Annotated in this window: 14 protein-coding genes; 8 read left to right on the forward strand and 6 right to left on the reverse strand. The window is 51.5% G+C overall.

The window, feature by feature from the left end:
- The first annotated feature begins 13 nt into the window (after nt 1-13).
- The 4 genes from glnA to JOE25_RS24895 all read left to right on the forward strand — a co-directional run bounded on the left by glnA (nt 14) and on the right by JOE25_RS24895 (nt 4,438).
- Nucleotides 14-1,423 carry a glutamate--ammonia ligase gene (glnA, locus tag JOE25_RS24880; protein ID WP_020837667.1) on the forward strand — a complete coding sequence of 470 codons (1,410 nt, stop codon included), beginning with the start codon at nt 14-16 and terminating at the stop codon, nt 1,421-1,423.
- A 308-nt stretch (nt 1,424-1,731) separates the two neighbouring features.
- On the forward strand, nt 1,732-2,781 hold the full coding sequence (gene glnL, locus JOE25_RS24885; protein ID WP_209640188.1) for a nitrogen regulation protein NR(II): 1,050 nt from the start codon (nt 1,732-1,734) through the stop codon (nt 2,779-2,781).
- An 8-nt stretch (nt 2,782-2,789) separates the two neighbouring features.
- Nucleotides 2,790-4,202, forward strand: a complete 1,413-nt coding sequence (gene glnG / locus JOE25_RS24890; RefSeq protein ID WP_209640191.1) for a nitrogen regulation protein NR(I) — start codon at nt 2,790-2,792, stop codon at nt 4,200-4,202.
- 113 nt (nt 4,203-4,315) lie between these two features.
- The gene (locus JOE25_RS24895; RefSeq protein ID WP_209640194.1) at nt 4,316-4,438 is read left to right on the forward strand and encodes a YshB family small membrane protein; all 123 of its coding nucleotides are present in this window, start codon (nt 4,316-4,318) and stop codon (nt 4,436-4,438) included.
- Nucleotides 4,439-4,485: 47 nt separating this feature from the next.
- On the opposite strand, the gene hemN is transcribed toward JOE25_RS24895, so the two are convergent.
- Together hemN and yihI are read right to left on the reverse strand one after the other, a co-directional pair.
- Entirely contained in the window at nt 4,486-5,859 is a 1,374-nt protein-coding gene (gene hemN, locus JOE25_RS24900; RefSeq protein ID WP_209640197.1) for an oxygen-independent coproporphyrinogen III oxidase, read from the reverse strand.
- Between the two features lie 182 nt (nt 5,860-6,041).
- Entirely contained in the window at nt 6,042-6,596 is a 555-nt protein-coding gene (gene yihI, locus JOE25_RS24905; RefSeq protein WP_209640200.1) for a Der GTPase-activating protein YihI, read from the reverse strand.
- 750 nt (nt 6,597-7,346) lie between these two features.
- Here yihI and yihA point away from each other — a divergent pair.
- Nucleotides 7,347-7,997, forward strand: coding sequence for a ribosome biogenesis GTP-binding protein YihA/YsxC (yihA, locus tag JOE25_RS24910; RefSeq protein ID WP_209640203.1), 651 nt, complete (start codon nt 7,347-7,349; stop codon nt 7,995-7,997).
- Nucleotides 7,998-8,531: 534 nt separating this feature from the next.
- Here yihA and polA read toward each other — a convergent pair.
- Nucleotides 8,532-11,324, reverse strand: coding sequence for a DNA polymerase I (gene polA / locus JOE25_RS24915; RefSeq protein WP_209640206.1), 2,793 nt, complete (start codon nt 11,322-11,324; stop codon nt 8,532-8,534).
- A gap of 504 nt (nt 11,325-11,828) precedes the next feature.
- Between polA and JOE25_RS24920 the strand changes: the two genes are divergently transcribed.
- Nucleotides 11,829-12,719, forward strand: coding sequence for an acyltransferase (locus JOE25_RS24920; RefSeq protein ID WP_209640209.1), 891 nt, complete (start codon nt 11,829-11,831; stop codon nt 12,717-12,719).
- A gap of 45 nt (nt 12,720-12,764) precedes the next feature.
- Here the strand turns inward: JOE25_RS24920 and dsbA are convergent, their stop codons facing one another.
- The 3 genes from dsbA to JOE25_RS24935 all read right to left on the reverse strand — a co-directional run bounded on the left by dsbA (nt 12,765) and on the right by JOE25_RS24935 (nt 14,778).
- Nucleotides 12,765-13,388 carry a thiol:disulfide interchange protein DsbA gene (gene dsbA / locus JOE25_RS24925; protein ID WP_037421819.1) on the reverse strand — a complete coding sequence of 208 codons (624 nt, stop codon included), beginning with the start codon at nt 13,386-13,388 and terminating at the stop codon, nt 12,765-12,767.
- 29 nt (nt 13,389-13,417) lie between these two features.
- Complete coding sequence (locus JOE25_RS24930; RefSeq protein ID WP_209640212.1) at nt 13,418-14,404, reverse strand: serine/threonine protein kinase; 987 nt, start codon at nt 14,402-14,404, stop codon at nt 13,418-13,420.
- A gap of 104 nt (nt 14,405-14,508) precedes the next feature.
- Nucleotides 14,509-14,778: a YihD family protein gene (locus JOE25_RS24935; protein WP_209640215.1), complete on the reverse strand. Its 270-nt coding sequence runs from the start codon at nt 14,776-14,778 to the stop codon at nt 14,509-14,511.
- A gap of 152 nt (nt 14,779-14,930) precedes the next feature.
- On the opposite strand from JOE25_RS24935, the gene mobA reads away from it, so the two are divergent.
- A complete protein-coding gene (gene mobA / locus JOE25_RS24940; RefSeq protein ID WP_209640218.1) occupies nt 14,931-15,524 on the forward strand; it encodes a molybdenum cofactor guanylyltransferase MobA in 594 nt (197 codons plus the stop codon).
- Nucleotides 15,517-16,035 carry a molybdopterin-guanine dinucleotide biosynthesis protein MobB gene (gene mobB, locus JOE25_RS24945; RefSeq protein WP_209640223.1) on the forward strand — a complete coding sequence of 173 codons (519 nt, stop codon included), beginning with the start codon at nt 15,517-15,519 and terminating at the stop codon, nt 16,033-16,035. The genes mobA and mobB overlap by 8 nt, the downstream gene beginning before the upstream one ends.
- Nucleotides 16,036-16,119 lie beyond the last annotated feature (84 nt).

The raw sequence follows: 16,119 nt of genomic DNA on the forward strand, positions 1-16,119 counted from the left end.
GGGAGAGTTAAGTATGTCCGCTGAACACGTTTTGACGATGCTGAATGAGCATGAAGTGAAATTCGTAGACCTGCGTTTCACTGACACCAAGGGTAAAGAACAACACGTCACCATCCCTGCTCACCAGGTGAATGCCGACTTCTTCGAAGAAGGTAAAATGTTTGACGGCTCCTCGATCGGCGGTTGGAAAGGTATCAACGAATCTGACATGGTGCTGATGCCAGACGCCAGCACGGCGGTATTGGACCCGTTCTTTGAAGAATCTACCCTGATTATTCGTTGTGACATCCTTGAGCCAGGCACCATGCAAGGCTATGACCGTGACCCACGCTCCATTTCCAAGCGTGCAGAAGACTTCCTGCGTTCATCCGGCATTGCGGACACCGTATTGTTCGGGCCAGAGCCAGAATTCTTCCTGTTCGATGACATTCGTTTCGGCAGCAGCATCCGTGGCTCCCACGTGGCTATCGACGATATCGAAGGCGCATGGAACTCAGGCACCCAATACGATGGCGGCAACAAAGGCCACCGTCCGGCAGTGAAAGGCGGCTACTTCCCAGTTCCTCCGGTCGACTCTTCACAAGACATCCGTTCTACCATGTGTTTGACCATGGAAGAAATGGGTCTGGTTGTTGAAGCGCACCACCATGAAGTGGCAACTGCAGGTCAGAACGAAGTGGCAACCCGCTTCAACACCATGACCAAAAAAGCTGACGAAATCCAAATCTACAAATACGTGGTTCACAACGTGGCTCACGCATTTGGTAAAACAGCGACCTTCATGCCGAAGCCGATGTTCGGTGATAACGGCTCTGGTATGCACTGCCACATGTCTCTGTCCAAGAACGGCACGAACCTGTTCGCTGGCGACAAATACGGCGGCCTGTCTGAAACTGCCCTGTTCTATATCGGCGGTATCATCAAGCATGCTAAAGCAATCAATGCCCTGGCCAACCCGACCACCAACTCTTACAAGCGTCTGGTCCCAGGCTACGAAGCCCCGGTCATGCTGGCTTACTCAGCCCGTAACCGTTCCGCTTCTATCCGTATTCCGGTAGTAGCTAGCCCGAAAGCGCGTCGTATCGAAGCTCGCTTCCCGGATCCAGCGGCTAACCCATACCTGTGCTTCGCAGCTCTGCTGATGGCAGGCCTGGACGGTGTGATTAATAAAATCCACCCTGGCGATGCCATGGACAAAAACCTGTATGACCTGCCACCGGAAGAAGAAGCTGAAATTCCAAAAGTTGCAGGCTCCCTGGATGAAGCGCTGGCTGCATTAAGCGAAGACCGCGAGTTCCTGACCCGTGGCGGCGTCTTCACCGACGACGCGATCGACGCTTATATCGACCTGCGTAAAGAAGAAATGGATCGTGTTCGCATGACGCCACACCCGGTTGAATTCGAACTCTACTACAGCGTTTAAGTTTTACCGCGCCGTCTGCGGACGGCGCCCAGATTTAGTTGTCTTTTTTGTTGCCGTGGAAACTTTCTGCCCATCTTCGGATGGGTTTTTTTCTCCACCATATTTTCTGCAAAACTATTCCATACCGCGTACATGACGGATGGAGTAGGATAAATGCACTAAAAAGGTGCAGTCGTCTGCTATGCCCAATGAATTTCAAGGTGCAGCTAGGCGGCAACCGAGCCAACCGACAGGAGCTTGGTCTGCCAAGTGACTGGTGTGAGTAAGAGCAGCCAACAACGCTGCGTCTTGAAAGATGAAGGGCATATATGGCAACTGGCAAGCTGCCCGACGCAGGGCAGATCCTCAATTCGCTCATTAACAGCATTCTGCTGTTGGATGACTCACTGGCGGTTCATTACGCCAATCCGGCAGCACAACAACTGCTGGCACAGAGCTCCCGTAAACTTTTCGGTACGCCGTTACCCGATCTGCTCGGCTACTTCTCACTGAACGTCGATTTGATGCGTGAGAGCCTGCACGCCGGTCAGGGCTTTACCGATAACGAAGTGACCCTGGTGGTTGACGGGCGTGCGCACATCCTCTCTTTGACCGCCCAGGCGCTGCCTGAAGGCTACATCTTGGTCGAGCTGGCGCCGATGGATAACCAACGCCGCCTGAGTCAGGAACAGTTACAGCACGCACAACAAGTTGCAGCGCGTGATTTAGTCCGTGGTCTGGCACACGAGATCAAAAACCCATTGGGTGGTTTACGGGGCGCGGCGCAGTTGCTGGCCAAGGCGCTGCCTGATCCATCACTGACCGAATACACCAAGGTCATCATTGAACAGGCCGACCGCCTGCGCAACCTGGTTGATCGCCTGCTGGGCCCACAACGGCCTGGCCAGCACATTACCCAAAGTATTCATCAGGTCGCAGAACGCGTTTGCCAACTGGTGGCTCTCGAGAAACCCGATAACGTGACGCTGTTCCGTGATTACGACCCCAGCCTGCCAGAAATGGCACACGATCCGGATCAAATCGAACAGGTTCTGCTGAACATTACCCGTAACGCTCTGCAGGCACTGGGGCCGGCTGGCGGCACCATCACGCTGCGTACCCGCACCGCGTTCCAGATCACCCTGCATGGCAGTCGTTACCGGCTGGCAGCACGTATCGATATAGAGGATGACGGCCCCGGCGTGCCGGCGCAGTTACAAGACACGCTGTTTTACCCAATGGTCAGTGGCCGCGAAGGCGGAACCGGCTTGGGTTTATCCATCGCCCGTAATCTTATTGATCAACATTGCGGAAAAATTGAATTTAACAGTTGGCCAGGACATACCGAATTCTCGGTGTACCTGCCTATTCGTCAGTGAGGTTTTCTATGCAACGAGGGATAGTCTGGATCGTCGATGACGATAGCTCCATCCGCTGGGTGCTTGAACGCGCACTCACTGGGGCGGGTGTGAGCTGCGTGACCTTCGAGAGTGGCAATGAGGTGTTGGAAGCCCTGTCCACGCAAACACCTGACGTGTTGCTGTCTGACATCCGCATGCCCGGCATGGATGGTCTTGCATTACTCAAGCAGATAAAGCAGCGCCACCCTATGCTTCCGGTCATCATAATGACGGCACATTCGGATTTGGACGCCGCTGTCAGCGCATATCAACAAGGGGCATTTGATTACCTGCCAAAACCTTTTGATATCGATGAAGCTGTCGCACTGGTCGAACGTGCTATCAGTCATTATCAGGAACAACAACAGCCGGCGCGCAGCCAGCCGGCTAACGATCCGGTAGCGGATATTATCGGCGAAGCCCCGGCAATGCAGGATGTGTTCCGTATTATCGGACGTCTATCACGCTCGTCGATCAGCGTGTTGATCAACGGTGAATCCGGCACAGGTAAAGAACTGGTGGCTCATGCTCTGCACCGCCACAGCCCGCGCGTCAAATCGCCTTTTATCGCATTAAATATGGCCGCTATTCCCAAAGATCTGATCGAATCTGAACTGTTCGGTCACGAAAAGGGGGCCTTTACCGGTGCCAATCAGATCCGTCAGGGCCGCTTTGAGCAGGCTGACGGCGGAACCTTGTTCCTGGATGAAATCGGCGATATGCCGCTGGATGTTCAAACCCGTTTGCTGCGGGTTCTGGCAGATGGCCAATTCTATCGGGTCGGCGGTTATGCCCCGGTTAAGGTAGACGTTCGTATCATCGCCGCGACACACCAGAACCTGGAATTACGCGTACAAGAAGGCAAATTCCGTGAGGATCTGTTCCATCGTCTCAATGTGATACGTGTACACCTGCCGCCATTGCGTGAGCGCCGTGAGGACATTCCGCGCCTGGCGCGCTACTTCCTGCAGGTGGCAGCAAAAGAGCTGGGCGTTGAGGCGAAAAATTTGCATCCAGAGACCGAAACGGCTCTGACTCGTCTGCCGTGGCCAGGCAACGTGCGTCAATTGGAGAACACCTGCCGCTGGTTAACCGTGATGGCCGCCGGGCAAGAGGTGCTGATTCAGGATCTGCCGAGTGAGTTGTTTGAGACCTCTGCGCCAGAAACCACCAGCCAGAGTCTGCCAGACAGCTGGGCCACATTGCTGGCACAGTGGGCCGACCGCGCACTGCGCTCCGGTCATCAAAACTTGCTGTCAGAAGCACAGCCTGAAATGGAACGCACGCTGCTCACCACGGCACTGCGTCATACCCAAGGGCATAAGCAGGAGGCCGCACGTTTGCTGGGATGGGGCCGCAATACGTTAACACGTAAATTAAAAGAGTTGGGAATGGAATAGTTTGCGTGATTGATTATAGAAAACGCAATCTGGCGCACAAAAAAACCGCTATGTCAGGCTTTACAGCCAGTAAGGCAGCAGTATGATCGAAGCGCACACTCTGGAGGCTCTCGATGCTGGACTCATTTGTCGCATTCATTTCCCAAGGTGCAGCGCTTGGCTCCGCTGCCAGCCACACGCCACAGGCAGCCGTGGCTGCGGTGCTGTGCGCAGCACTGATTAATTTTTTGAGTTAAATAGTTAATCGAAAAAACAGCCGCTAATGCGGCTGTTTTTTTATTCCTCAAATAACCCGAGAGAATTGCTGCGTGCGCGCCTGCTGACGCAGGTAGATATCAAAGCACATGCAGATATTGCGGATCAGTAACCGGCCACGTGGCGTAACACGGATACCCTGCTCGTTGCGTTCCACCAACCCGTCACGTTCAAACGGCGCCAGCAGTTGCAAATCTTCAGCAAAATAGCTGGCGAAGCTGATGCCGAACGGCTGTTCTATTGCCAGGTAGTACAGCTTAAAGTTACAAATCAACGTTTTGATCACCTCACGCCGCAAACAATCGTCTTCCGTCATGGCCAGGCCGCGCCACAGTGCATTGCCCTGCGCTTCAACGCGGCTGTAATAGGTTTTCAGCTCTTTCTGGTTCTGCGCATAGCTGTCACCCAGCATGCTGATGGCCGAAACCCCAAGCCCCAGGAGATCACTGTCGCCCTGGGTGGTATACCCCTGGAAATTACGGTGCAGCTTTCCTTCACGTTGCGCCACCGCCAGTTCATCATCTGGGCGTGCGAAGTGGTCCATGCCAATAAACTGGTAACCCGATTCGGTCAGGGAGGCGATGGTCTGTTGCAGGATATCCAGTTTCTGCTGTGCCGTCGGCAAATCCACGTCTTTGATTTTGCGCTGGGCCGCGAATAAATTCGGCATATGAGCGTAGTTAAATACGCTCAGACGATCCGGATTTAGCTCTGCCACCCGCTGCAAGGTGTAAGCAAAGCTCTCTGGTGTCTGCTTTGGCAATCCATAGATCAGATCGATATTGGTGGAATTAAAGCCTAGTGCTTTGGCGCGGGCAATCAGCGCAAAGATGAAGGCTTCATCCTGCTCGCGGTTCACCAACCGCTGCACGTCTTTATTGAAGTCCTGCACACCCATGCTCAGACGGTTAAAGCCCTCGCTGCGTAAATGATCGAGCACATCCAGCTCAATCTCACGCGGATCGACTTCGATCGACATTTCAAGATCGGGGAGAAAATCAAAGTGTTGCCGTAACTGCGCTACCAGCGTGCTGATTTGCGTTTTGCTTAGGTAGGTCGGTGTGCCGCCGCCCCAGTGTAACTGGCCAACCTTACGCCCGGCAAACAGGGGGGCGCGCTGGGCGATCTCCTGTGCCAGCACCGCCAGATACTCATCCGCCTTGTGTGTCTGACGCGTCACCAGCTTATTACAGCCACAGAAATAGCAGAGCTTGTGGCAGAAAGGGATATGTACATACAGCGACAGAGAGCGCTCAGGATAACGCACCGCGGCGCGTTGAAACGCCGCTTCGTCGTAGTCCTGGTTAAACTCCAGCGCTGTGGGGTATGAGGTGTAACGCGGCCCTGAATAGTTATATTTCTGGATCAGGGCCAGATCCCAGACAATTGCCTGTTCTGACATGCTCACTCCTTCCGATATTTTTTCCTACCGGGCCGGGAAATGGGCAGTTGTCTACGCTGTCTGGCCGCGGAAGCGCTGCGGTAACGTGATTTACGTTTAGACAGCCGCCATAGTTTACCGAATAACCACAGCAGATAACACATCAAGAGTAGGGCTATTGTCAGGATCAACCACATGACGCGTTAAATTACGTCTTTTGGGTTACCGCCTTTCAGCAGTTTCAGGATATCTTCCCGCTTCTCTTCTTCTTCTTCTTCATCGTCGTCGCCCAACTCAATACCCAGCTGCTCCATCAGGGCATCGATACGGTCCAGTGTCTGATCAACGTAGGACTGATCTTCAGCATTCAGCGTCTCACCGTCATCAATGCGATCCAGCAGTGCATCCAGACGCTCATCATTTTCCAACTTCGCCAGTTCTTCTTCCGGCGACAGACGAGGTTTAGGTTTCACTTCAGCTTTTGGTTTTGCCTGCGGTTTGGCTTTTGGCTGGGCTTCAACCACCAGCGCTACCGGCACTTTACTGCCAATGCGCGGATCTTTGGTTTCTGCCCCTGCTTTATTTTTCGTCTTCGCGGACTCAACCTGGGTGCGAGAACCGGAAGCAAGACCACGGCGTTTTTTTGCACGCTTGCGTTCACGGGCTTCCTGATCGAGCTCCACACGGCTTTTCTTTTTGGTTTTCGACGTCGCCGCGCTGCTGCGTGGGGCGCGAGGTGCTTTTGATGGCTGGTTCATAGCGTATGCTCTTAGGTATGTAGATTCAGTATAGAGATAGATGCTATACGATTGCGGCGGAATCTAGCAGAAAGCGAACAAAGAAAAAAGGCGGCAGGTTAAACCCGCCGCCTATTTACCCCTTCTTTCGAAGGATATTCCTGCTACGCGATCCCTGCGCACACTCAACATCCTGGTCTTTCCTTTTGCTATAACCGCATTCCCTGCCACACTACATCCTTCATCCTGAAAGGAAAATCGTCCATGGCGCAATCCGTACGCATTCGCTCATCCTGAGCGTGCTTCCTGCTGGCATCCCAATTGCAGTGACTTCACCATCCTTGTGCTATTTGCATATTCAGATGCAAACAGATCAATTCCTTCTGTGTTCTTCCTGGTACTCATCAGCACGCCCCGTGCTCTCCATGAGATTTATCACCCTTCCTGGATGTTCCTTAATCCGGCACAGCCTTGTGCTAAAAGCTACTTTACGCGATCAACGCTTACGCTCAAGGCATCTGCCGTGTAATTGGCATATCGAAGAATGCAGCAGATAATTAACTTTTTGTTTTTTAATTAAAATAAAAAAAACAGCTTTCGAATAAAGCGACATTACCCACTATTCGAATGGCGAATGTCTCACACGTGTGAGCAGGCCCCACAGCCATGCCCTGCTAGCTTGGCGCTTAAAAACAGAGAAACACACCATTTTTACCGCTGATGCAGTTATAATCGCCAACCAGTTAGCCATCCTCACGGAGACGAAAAATTTTGACCAGCAAGAATTACAATTACCATGTGACCCATTTCGTCACCAGTGCGCCCGATATTCGCCACCTGCCGGGGGATGAAGGTATTGAAGTCGCGTTCGCCGGCCGTTCCAACGCCGGTAAATCCAGCGCGTTAAATACACTGACCAACCAGAAAAGCCTGGCGCGTACCAGTAAAACGCCGGGACGTACGCAGCTGATCAACCTGTTCGAGGTTGAAGAAGGCATTCGCCTCGTCGACCTGCCCGGCTACGGCTACGCGGAAGTGCCTGAAGAAATGAAACGCAAATGGCAGCGTGCTTTGGGTGAATACTTACAAATGCGCAACTGCCTGAAAGGTCTGGTGGTGCTGATGGATATCCGTCACCCATTAAAAGACCTCGACCAGCAGATGATTCAGTGGGCCGTCGATGTAGGCACTCCGGTACTGGTTCTGCTGACCAAGGCAGACAAGTTGGCATCCGGTGCGCGTAAGGCACAACTCAATATGGTACGTGAAGCCGTCGTGCCATTTATGGGCGATATCCAGGTTGAAGCTTTCTCTTCACCGAAAAAAATCGGCGTCGACAAGCTGAGCCAAAAACTGAATACCTGGTTTAACGAGATCCCACCGGAAGTGCTGCCAGAAGATGACGACACCGCTGGCGAATAAAATACCGCAGGTACCGCAATAGCCGATGTGAAAACACATCGGCTTTTTTTATGCTCAAAAACCTGTGAGCTCAGGCATTTTTCGTTATCTAATTACAGTTATGACCAAAAGCCATCATAAATTCTTATAGCGATTTAATGTGAAGAGTAAGAAAAACGGGCAATTACAGAAGATTTGTTGAAGCAGAATAGGGTGAGGGAGATAAGAGAAAACGATGGTTTTACTTTGTTTTTACAATAAAAAACGCCCCAGTCAATACTGACTGGGGCGGCTAAATATTCAGCCAAATCCGATTACGTGAAGTAAAAGGTCTGAAAGATAGAACATCTTACCTCTGTACCCTACGCGAGTAACTTTACATGATTTTTTCGCAGTGCAAAAGAATTTTTTGTAGTTTACTTACACAGTTTAGCGCGTAATAACGGCGAGGTTGGAGAAACAATCGCCGTATCTTGTAGCTTAATTACAAAAACTGCTTAGGTTATCGCCAGTTAGCAGATCCAAGGTGGATATGGCTGGCGAACCTCAACATGATCAGTGGGCTTCATCCCAGTTAGCACCCACGCCTACGTCCACCTTCAGCGGCACTGCCAGCATCATGCTATTTTCCATCAGCTCGCGAATATGCTGGCTGGATTCTTCAATCACCGACTCATGCACCTCGAACACCAATTCATCGTGTACCTGCATGATCATACGTACCAGCGGTTTCTCTTGGGCTTGCAACCAGGCATCCACTTCAATCATCGCGCGTTTGATAATATCCGCGGCGGTCCCCTGCATTGGGGCGTTAATTGCCGCACGCTCCGCCGCCTTACGACGCATGCCGTTGCTGGAGTTTACGTCTGGCAGATACAGCCGGCGACCATCCAGCGTACTGACGTAACCCTGACTGGCCGCCTGTTGGCGAGTACGCTCCATGTAGTCCAGTACACCTGGATAGCGCTCAAAGTAGAGATCCATGTAACGCTGAGCTTCACCACGAGGGATCCCTAACTGACGCGCCAGACCAAATGCGCTCATCCCATAAATCAGGCCAAAGTTAATCGCCTTCGCACTGCGGCGCTGTTCGTTAGTCACTTTGTCGAGTGGCAGGCCAAACACCTCTGCGGCGGTGGCACGGTGGATGTCCTCGCCAGCCGCAAAAGCCTTCAGTAACCCTTCATCCTGAGACAAATGGGCCATAATGCGCAGTTCAATCTGAGAATAGTCGGCAGCAACGATACGGTAACCTTCTGGGGCAATAAATGCCTGACGGATGCGGCGCCCTTCGTCGTTACGCACCGGAATATTCTGCAGGTTCGGATCACTGGAAGATAGCCGCCCTGTCGCCGTCACCGCTTGATGATAGGAAGTATGCACGCGCCCACTGACCGGATTGATCATCAGTGGCAATTTATCGGTATAGGTCGTTTTCAGTTTTGCCAACCCACGGTATTCCAGAATCACCTTCGGTAACGGGTAATCCAGTGCCAATTCCGCCAATACTTCTTCGTTGGTCGACGGCGCACCACCCGGGGTTTTCTTCAATACCGGCAGCTTTTGTTTTTCGTACAAAATGGCCTGCAACTGCTTGGTCGACGCCAGATTGAATGGCTCTTCCGCCAGTTCATGGGCTTGAATCTCCAATTCAGCCAAGCGCTTGGTCAGTTCGATAGAATGCGTAGCCAAAATACTCTGATCAATCAGCACCCCGGTCCGTTCTATATGTGATAACACCGGCAACAGCGGCATTTCTATCTCATTGAATACCGTCAACAGTTCGGCGCTTTCCTGCAACTGTGGCCACATTGCCAAATGCAACTGCAGCGTGACGTCGGCATCTTCGGCAGCGTAAGGTGCCGCCTGCTCCAATGCGATTTGATTGAAGGTAAGTTGTTTTTTACCCTTACCGGCAATCTCTTCGAAGGTCACAGTTTTATGACCAAGATAGCGATCGGACAAGCTGTCCATGTCGTGACGGCCTCCCACGCTGTCCAGCACGTAGGATTCCAGCATGGTGTCGAAGGCAATACCACGCAGACGGATGTCATAACGTGCCAACAGGCCCATATCAAACTTCAGGTTTTGCCCGACTTTCAGCGCTTTCTCATCTTCCAGTAACGGCTTCAGAGTGGCCAACACATGGTCGCGGTCCAACTGCACTGGCGCATCAAGATAGTCATGCGCCACGGGCAGATAAGCCGCTTCACCCGGGGCAATAGCAAACGACAGGCCGATCAGATTTGCGGTCAGTGTGTCCAGGCCATCGGTTTCAGTATCAAAGGCAAACACGTCGGCTTTTTTAAGTTTTTCCAACCACTCGGCGAACGTGTCTTCATCCAAAATGGTGACATAGCCCTCTTGCGACAACGTCGCTTCGGCAGGCTCTTTTTCAACTGCCGCAATGGCCTTTGGCGCACTGGCGGCTTTCACGCCAGTCCCCTTTTTACCTTCCAGCCAGATACCGGCCTCAACATCTGCCAGCCAGCGTTTAAATTCGTACTGTTTGAACAACTGTTGCAACGCGTCTACGTCTAACGAAGACACTTCGAGATCGGCGCAGGTGAGATCCAGCTCGACGTCAGTCTTGATGGTCGCTAACTTGTAGGAGAGGTAGGCCATCTCTTTGTGTTGTTCCAGCTTGGCCGCCATCGTCTTGGCGCCACGGAAACTGAGCGTCGCAATACTGTCCAGATTGGCATACAGCACATCCAGCCCACCAAGCCCCTGCAACAGCCCCTGAGCCGTTTTCTCGCCCACACCAGGCACACCAGGTATGTTATCCGAGGCATCCCCCATCAGCGCCAGGAAGTCGATGATCAACTCTGGAGGAATGCCATACTTGTCGCACACTTCCTGTGGGCCGAGGATCGTGTTGTTCATTGTGTTGATCAGGGTGACATTCGGTGTGACCAGCTGCGCCATGTCTTTATCACCGGTGCTGATCAGCACCGCATGACCCGCTTTTTCGGCTTGCTGTGCCAGCGTACCTATCACGTCGTCTGCTTCCACGCCAGGCGTGACCAGCAGCGGTAACCCCATGGCCTTGACCATTTTGTGCAGCGGCTCAATTTGCGCGCGCAGATCGTCCGGCATCGGTGGCCGGTGCGATTTATATTCTGCGAAGAGCTCATCGCGGAAAGTTTTTCCTTTCGCATCAAACACCACCGCAACATGGCTTGGCTGATACTGCAACAGCAGGCTGCGCAGCATATTCAGCACGCCGTACATTGCCCCGGTCGGTTCACCCGCAGAGTTAGTCAGCGGAGGGAAGGCATGATAAGCGCGGTAGAGGTACGAGGAACCGTCAACCAGGATTAATGGGTTTTCTGCAATCTGGGCCATAGCGTTACTTTATCTTTATCGTGATCGGACATAGCGGTAAGAATGCCATAGCTGGCCGCCTGAGACGAACCTTAGCGTGCATTAAGGATAAAAATCATGTGATTCTGCGAAGCGATCCGCAAGATCCTACCTGTGGATAACTTTGTGCATAGAAAAGACAATAAATTATAACGATGCGTTTATCGTTATAATGGGAAATAAAATTCCTATTTAAATCACTGCGTTAAATGGCGCTATTTTCGTTAGGAGTGATTATCGACTTTTACACGATTTGTGGATATAACTTGCACTCAATTTTAATCGCACTATTCATCAAATTTGGCGCCTCAATTACCATAGCACAAGATGAAAAGGTTGCACGAAAACGCAGCAACTGCCTATTTCTTCCGCGACAAAACAGTTACTGTTAACAGGCACTTTCCCTCTTTAATTTCTGTTAAAATATTTTTTTGTTCATGCATACCGGCATGTAACGCTGTTCTCATCAACCGTCAGCCCATAACCATGCCAAGATTGTTATCCCCTGTTATTTTTATACTTTCTGCCCTGCTCGCCATTTTGGTGACCGTACTGTGTTCGATCCCAATCACACTGGCCGGCATCATTAAACTCTTGGTGCCCTTTCCTGCCGTGTGGAAACGCATCTCAGCCTTTGCCGATTTTATGATGTGGTGCTGGTGTGTAGGGTTGGCACTGCTATTGCGAATTAACGGGCAACTGCGTTGGGATATTGAAGGGCTGGAAGGGCTGCAACGTAAAAACTGGTATCTGCTGATCAGTAATCACGAAAGCTGGTCGGATATTGTGGTGCTCTGCGTGTTGTTCCGTAACCATATTCCCATGAATAAATACTTTCTTAAGCAACAGCTAGCCTGGGTACCCTTTGTCGGCCTGGCCTGCTGGGCGCTGGATATGCCATTCATGAAACGCTACTCGCGTGGCTATTTACTCAAGCACCCTGAAAAGCGCGGCAATGACATCGAAACCACACGCCGTTCTTGCGAGAAGTTTCGTAAACGTCCGACCACTATCGTCAATTTTGTAGAGGGTTCGCGTTTTACTGAAGCCAAGAAAATTAAAAGCAATTCCCCCTACCGCAATTTACTGGCCCCTAAAGCCGCAGGTATTGCTTTTACACTCAGTGCATTAGGTAAGCAGTTCGATAAAGTGTTAAACGTCACCCTACTTTATCCGGATAATACTGAGCGGCCGTTTATGGATATGTTATGCGGTCGATTGAAACGCATTGTGGTGAGAATTGAGCTGCTGCCAATCGATGAAACCCTGCATGGGGATTACTTCAACGACAAGCAGTTCAAGCGACGTTTCCAACTTTGGCTCAATACCCTGTGGCAGGACAAAGATCGCCTGCTTGATAAATTGAAGCGGCAATAGAGAAAAAAAAGCCGGCTAAGCCGGCTTTTTAACGTTTAATCTCGGTTACTTCTGCTGGCTGAGGTATTTAACCACGTCGGCGAATTGCTTCACGTAAGCATCCATCGAACTGGTGTCCAGACCATCGTTTTTAACCATGTATTTACCGTTAACAAATACAGCCGGGACGCCACGCAGTTGCAGATCTTCTGCGGCTTTCTCCTGTTGAACCACCAGGGATTTAACTACGAAGCTGTTCAATGCTCCGTCATAATCCGCCGCACTCACACCTGCTTTCACAAATACATTGCGGATATCGTCCGGGGTTTGCACAGTTTGAGTCTTCTGCACCGCTTCAAACATCAACGGGCTGACTTTATCTTCCACGCCCAGCGCCATTGCAACGGCCCATGCCTGAGTCAGCTGTTTGCCCAGCGGCCCCAGGAACTCAACGTGGTATTTGGTCATTTTGGTGCCCGCAGGCAGTGCTTTTTTCACATTTTCAGAAACGTGATAAACCTGCTCAAACTGATAGCAATGCGGGCAATAGAAGGAAAAGAACTCCAGCACCTGAGGTTCACCGGTCACTGGCTTATCCAGGGTTACGTACTGAGTGCCATCGCTAAACTGCGCAGCCGAGGCACTAAATGCCATTACCATGCCAACGAGTGCCAACCATATTTTCTTCATAAGACTAAACTCTCCATTGTGTTAAAGCTTCAATACATTGGCATCAGCTGCAGAGGGGGTTCCTGCAACAGCTTAACCTGCTCGGTGAATGCCGTCGTCTGAGATAACCAGAAATCAGACTCCGCCATCCACGGAAAACTTTTAGGGAATGCAGGATCTTGCCAGCGGCGAGCGACCCATGCCAAGTAGTACAGCATACGCATCGCACGCAGCGGCTCGATCAACGCCAATTCACTTTGATCAAACTCGGCGAACTCTGAGTAAGCCTCCAGCAGAACATCTAACTGCATCAAGCGATCGCGACGTTCTCCGTGCAGCAGCATCCACAAATCCTGTATAGCCGGGCCATTACGTGCGTCATCAAGATCAACAAACAGCGGGCCATCACGCCACAGAATATTGCCTGGGTGGCAATCACCGTGCAAACGACGCGGCTGCCAGTCCAAATGCCAACACTGTTTAATCGCTTCAATCAGCGTATCGGCCGCTTTCAGAAAGCTTTCTCGCTGTGCCTTCGGCAACAGTTCACAACCAGCAAGTACCTCACGCGGTGCAGTCAGGTACTCTTCAATGCCCATTGTCGGGCGCTCAACAAACAGGCTTTCACTGCCCACCTGATGAATACGCCCAAGGAAACGCCCCACCCACTCCAGCTGATCGAGATTATCAATCTCATACTGCCGCCCCCCAACACTGGGAAAGACAGTAAAAAAGAAACCGCTGTGCGTATGCAATGTTTGCCCTTGCAGGAGCAAAGGAGCAACTGCGGGGATCTCCGCCAGAGCAAGATCTTGGGCAAACTGGTGTTCTTCACCAATTTGCTTCGCGCTCCAGCGCTCGGGCCGGTAAAACTTCACCACATAGCGCTGACGATCTTCATCCATAAACTGATAGACGCGGTTCTCATAGCTATTGAGTGCGGTTAGCCCGGAGTCGGCCCGCAGGCCAATCCCTTCCAGCGCGTCCATAATCAGGTCGGGCGACAGGGTCTGAAAATTAAAAGCAGAGTTGTTCATAACAACATTCGGTTTCTTTTGGTGACATCACTGTGCCGGGAATGAGAAATAGTAGCATTAATGACAGGCTTCACGAGCAACGGGTTCACCGTACCGCACGAATGTTAATCCTTTATCACGCCGCGGGCGCGCAGTAATGCTGTTTTAAAGTCTTCTTCGTAGTCTTTCTTCAGGCCAGGGATCTGCTCAGTGCCGGCGCTGCCGCGCATTTTCAGATGGTAGATCAGAATATCATCACTCAGTTCGTCCAGACTGCCCTGAAAACCGGCTTCCTTTGCCAGCTTTTGCAAAAACTGAATCAAGTTAAGATCCGGATCCTCCTGCCAAGCTGGCTGTAACAGCTCAATCAGCTCGTTTACGCGGTGCGTTTTCATCGCAATATCGTCCATTAGAATGAATAAACACACAAAGTAGCAGGCTTACCAACGCAGTGAAAGAACCAGCTTGTCAATAAAGGTAAATCCTGATGCCATACCGGCTTTAGCGCTACAATCAGGGCGTTAGCCATAAATTCGGAATAATAATTATGCACGAGGATATTACCGGCATTATTTTAGCCGGTGGGCGCGCAACACGTATGGGCGGGGAAGATAAAGGCCTGGTTCACGTTGCCGGTGTACCGCTATATCAATACGTACTTTCTCGGCTACGGCCGCAAGTGGGCCACATAGCAATTAGCGCCAATCGCAATCAGACACGCTATCGGGGAAGCGGTCTGCCTGTCATCAGCGATCTGACAGCAGATTTTTCCGGGCCGCTAGCTGGCATGCTGGCAGGGCTAAAACACGCGACGACAGAGTGGGTCGCCTTTGTACCCTGCGACGTACCCGACTTTCCCACGACATTGGTTGAACAGCTCTGGCAGCAAAAGGGCCAGGCTTTGGCCGCCTATGCCAGCGATGGGGAGCGGGCACATCCAACCCTGGCACTGCTGCACACCAGCCTGGTACCTCATTTAGCCGCTTATCTGGCACGCGGAGAACGCAAATTGATGTTGTTCCTGGATGCGGTAGGTGCAGGGAAAATAACCTTCGAAGGCCAGCAAGCGGCATTCCATAATTTGAATACTCAGGAAGATTGCCAGCGTTGGCTGCAGGAAAAAGGACTCACCAATGAATAATTCTTTTCCCCCGTTACTGGCTATTGCCGCTTACAGCGGAACAGGTAAAACCACACTGCTTAAGCAATTGATTCCTTTATTAAAGCAGCGGGAAATCCGTGTCGGACTGATAAAGCATACGCATCATGATATGGATGTGGATACGCCAGGAAAAGACAGTTATGAACTGCGCAAAGCCGGTGCCAATCAAACATTGGTCGCCAGCGATCGCCGTTGGGCATTAATGACCGAAACACCAGAACAGCCGCCCCTGGATCTTCAGTATCTGGCCAGTCGTTTTGATCGCACCAAGGTCGACCTCATTCTCGTCGAGGGGTTTAAACATGAGCCTGTCAGCAAGATCATTCTTTATCGTGAAGAGATAGGCAGACCACTTGAGGATATGTTGGATGAGTTTGTTATCGCCGTTGCCAGCGATCGGTTAATCACTGAAAAGGTTAGGTTGTTGGATCTCAATAACCCAGAATGTATTGCTGATTTCATCGTGGATTGGTTGAAAAGCGCAGCGTAGCTGCGTAATTTTTTTCTTTCGCACACAGCAAAAAGGCCATCCTTGCGGATGGCCTCTTGGCTTAATTGATGCCTGGCAGTGTCC

It is taken from the genome of Serratia sp. PL17 (assembly GCF_017832355.1).
Classification (GTDB): Bacteria; Pseudomonadota; Gammaproteobacteria; order Enterobacterales; family Enterobacteriaceae; genus Serratia.

Coding starts and splice junctions, on each gene's coding strand:
- JOE25_RS24935 (WP_209640215.1), bottom strand. CDS start 14,778: ATGAAAACGCACCGCGTAAACGAGCTGATTGAGCTGTTACAGCCAGCT.
- JOE25_RS24895 (WP_209640194.1), top strand. CDS start 4,316: ATGCTGGACTCATTTGTCGCATTCATTTCCCAAGGTGCAGCGCTTGGC.
- dsbA (WP_037421819.1), bottom strand. CDS start 13,388: ATGAAGAAAATATGGTTGGCACTCGTTGGCATGGTAATGGCATTTAGT.
- JOE25_RS24920 (WP_209640209.1), top strand. CDS start 11,829: ATGCCAAGATTGTTATCCCCTGTTATTTTTATACTTTCTGCCCTGCTC.
- polA (WP_209640206.1), bottom strand. CDS start 11,324: ATGGCCCAGATTGCAGAAAACCCATTAATCCTGGTTGACGGTTCCTCG.
- yihI (WP_209640200.1), bottom strand. CDS start 6,596: ATGAACCAGCCATCAAAAGCACCTCGCGCCCCACGCAGCAGCGCGGCG.
- JOE25_RS24930 (WP_209640212.1), bottom strand. CDS start 14,404: ATGAACAACTCTGCTTTTAATTTTCAGACCCTGTCGCCCGACCTGATT.
- mobB (WP_209640223.1), top strand. CDS start 15,517: ATGAATAATTCTTTTCCCCCGTTACTGGCTATTGCCGCTTACAGCGGA.
- glnL (WP_209640188.1), top strand. CDS start 1,732: ATGGCAACTGGCAAGCTGCCCGACGCAGGGCAGATCCTCAATTCGCTC.
- glnG (WP_209640191.1), top strand. CDS start 2,790: ATGCAACGAGGGATAGTCTGGATCGTCGATGACGATAGCTCCATCCGC.
- hemN (WP_209640197.1), bottom strand. CDS start 5,859: ATGTCAGAACAGGCAATTGTCTGGGATCTGGCCCTGATCCAGAAATAT.
- glnA (WP_020837667.1), top strand. CDS start 14: ATGTCCGCTGAACACGTTTTGACGATGCTGAATGAGCATGAAGTGAAA.
- mobA (WP_209640218.1), top strand. CDS start 14,931: ATGCACGAGGATATTACCGGCATTATTTTAGCCGGTGGGCGCGCAACA.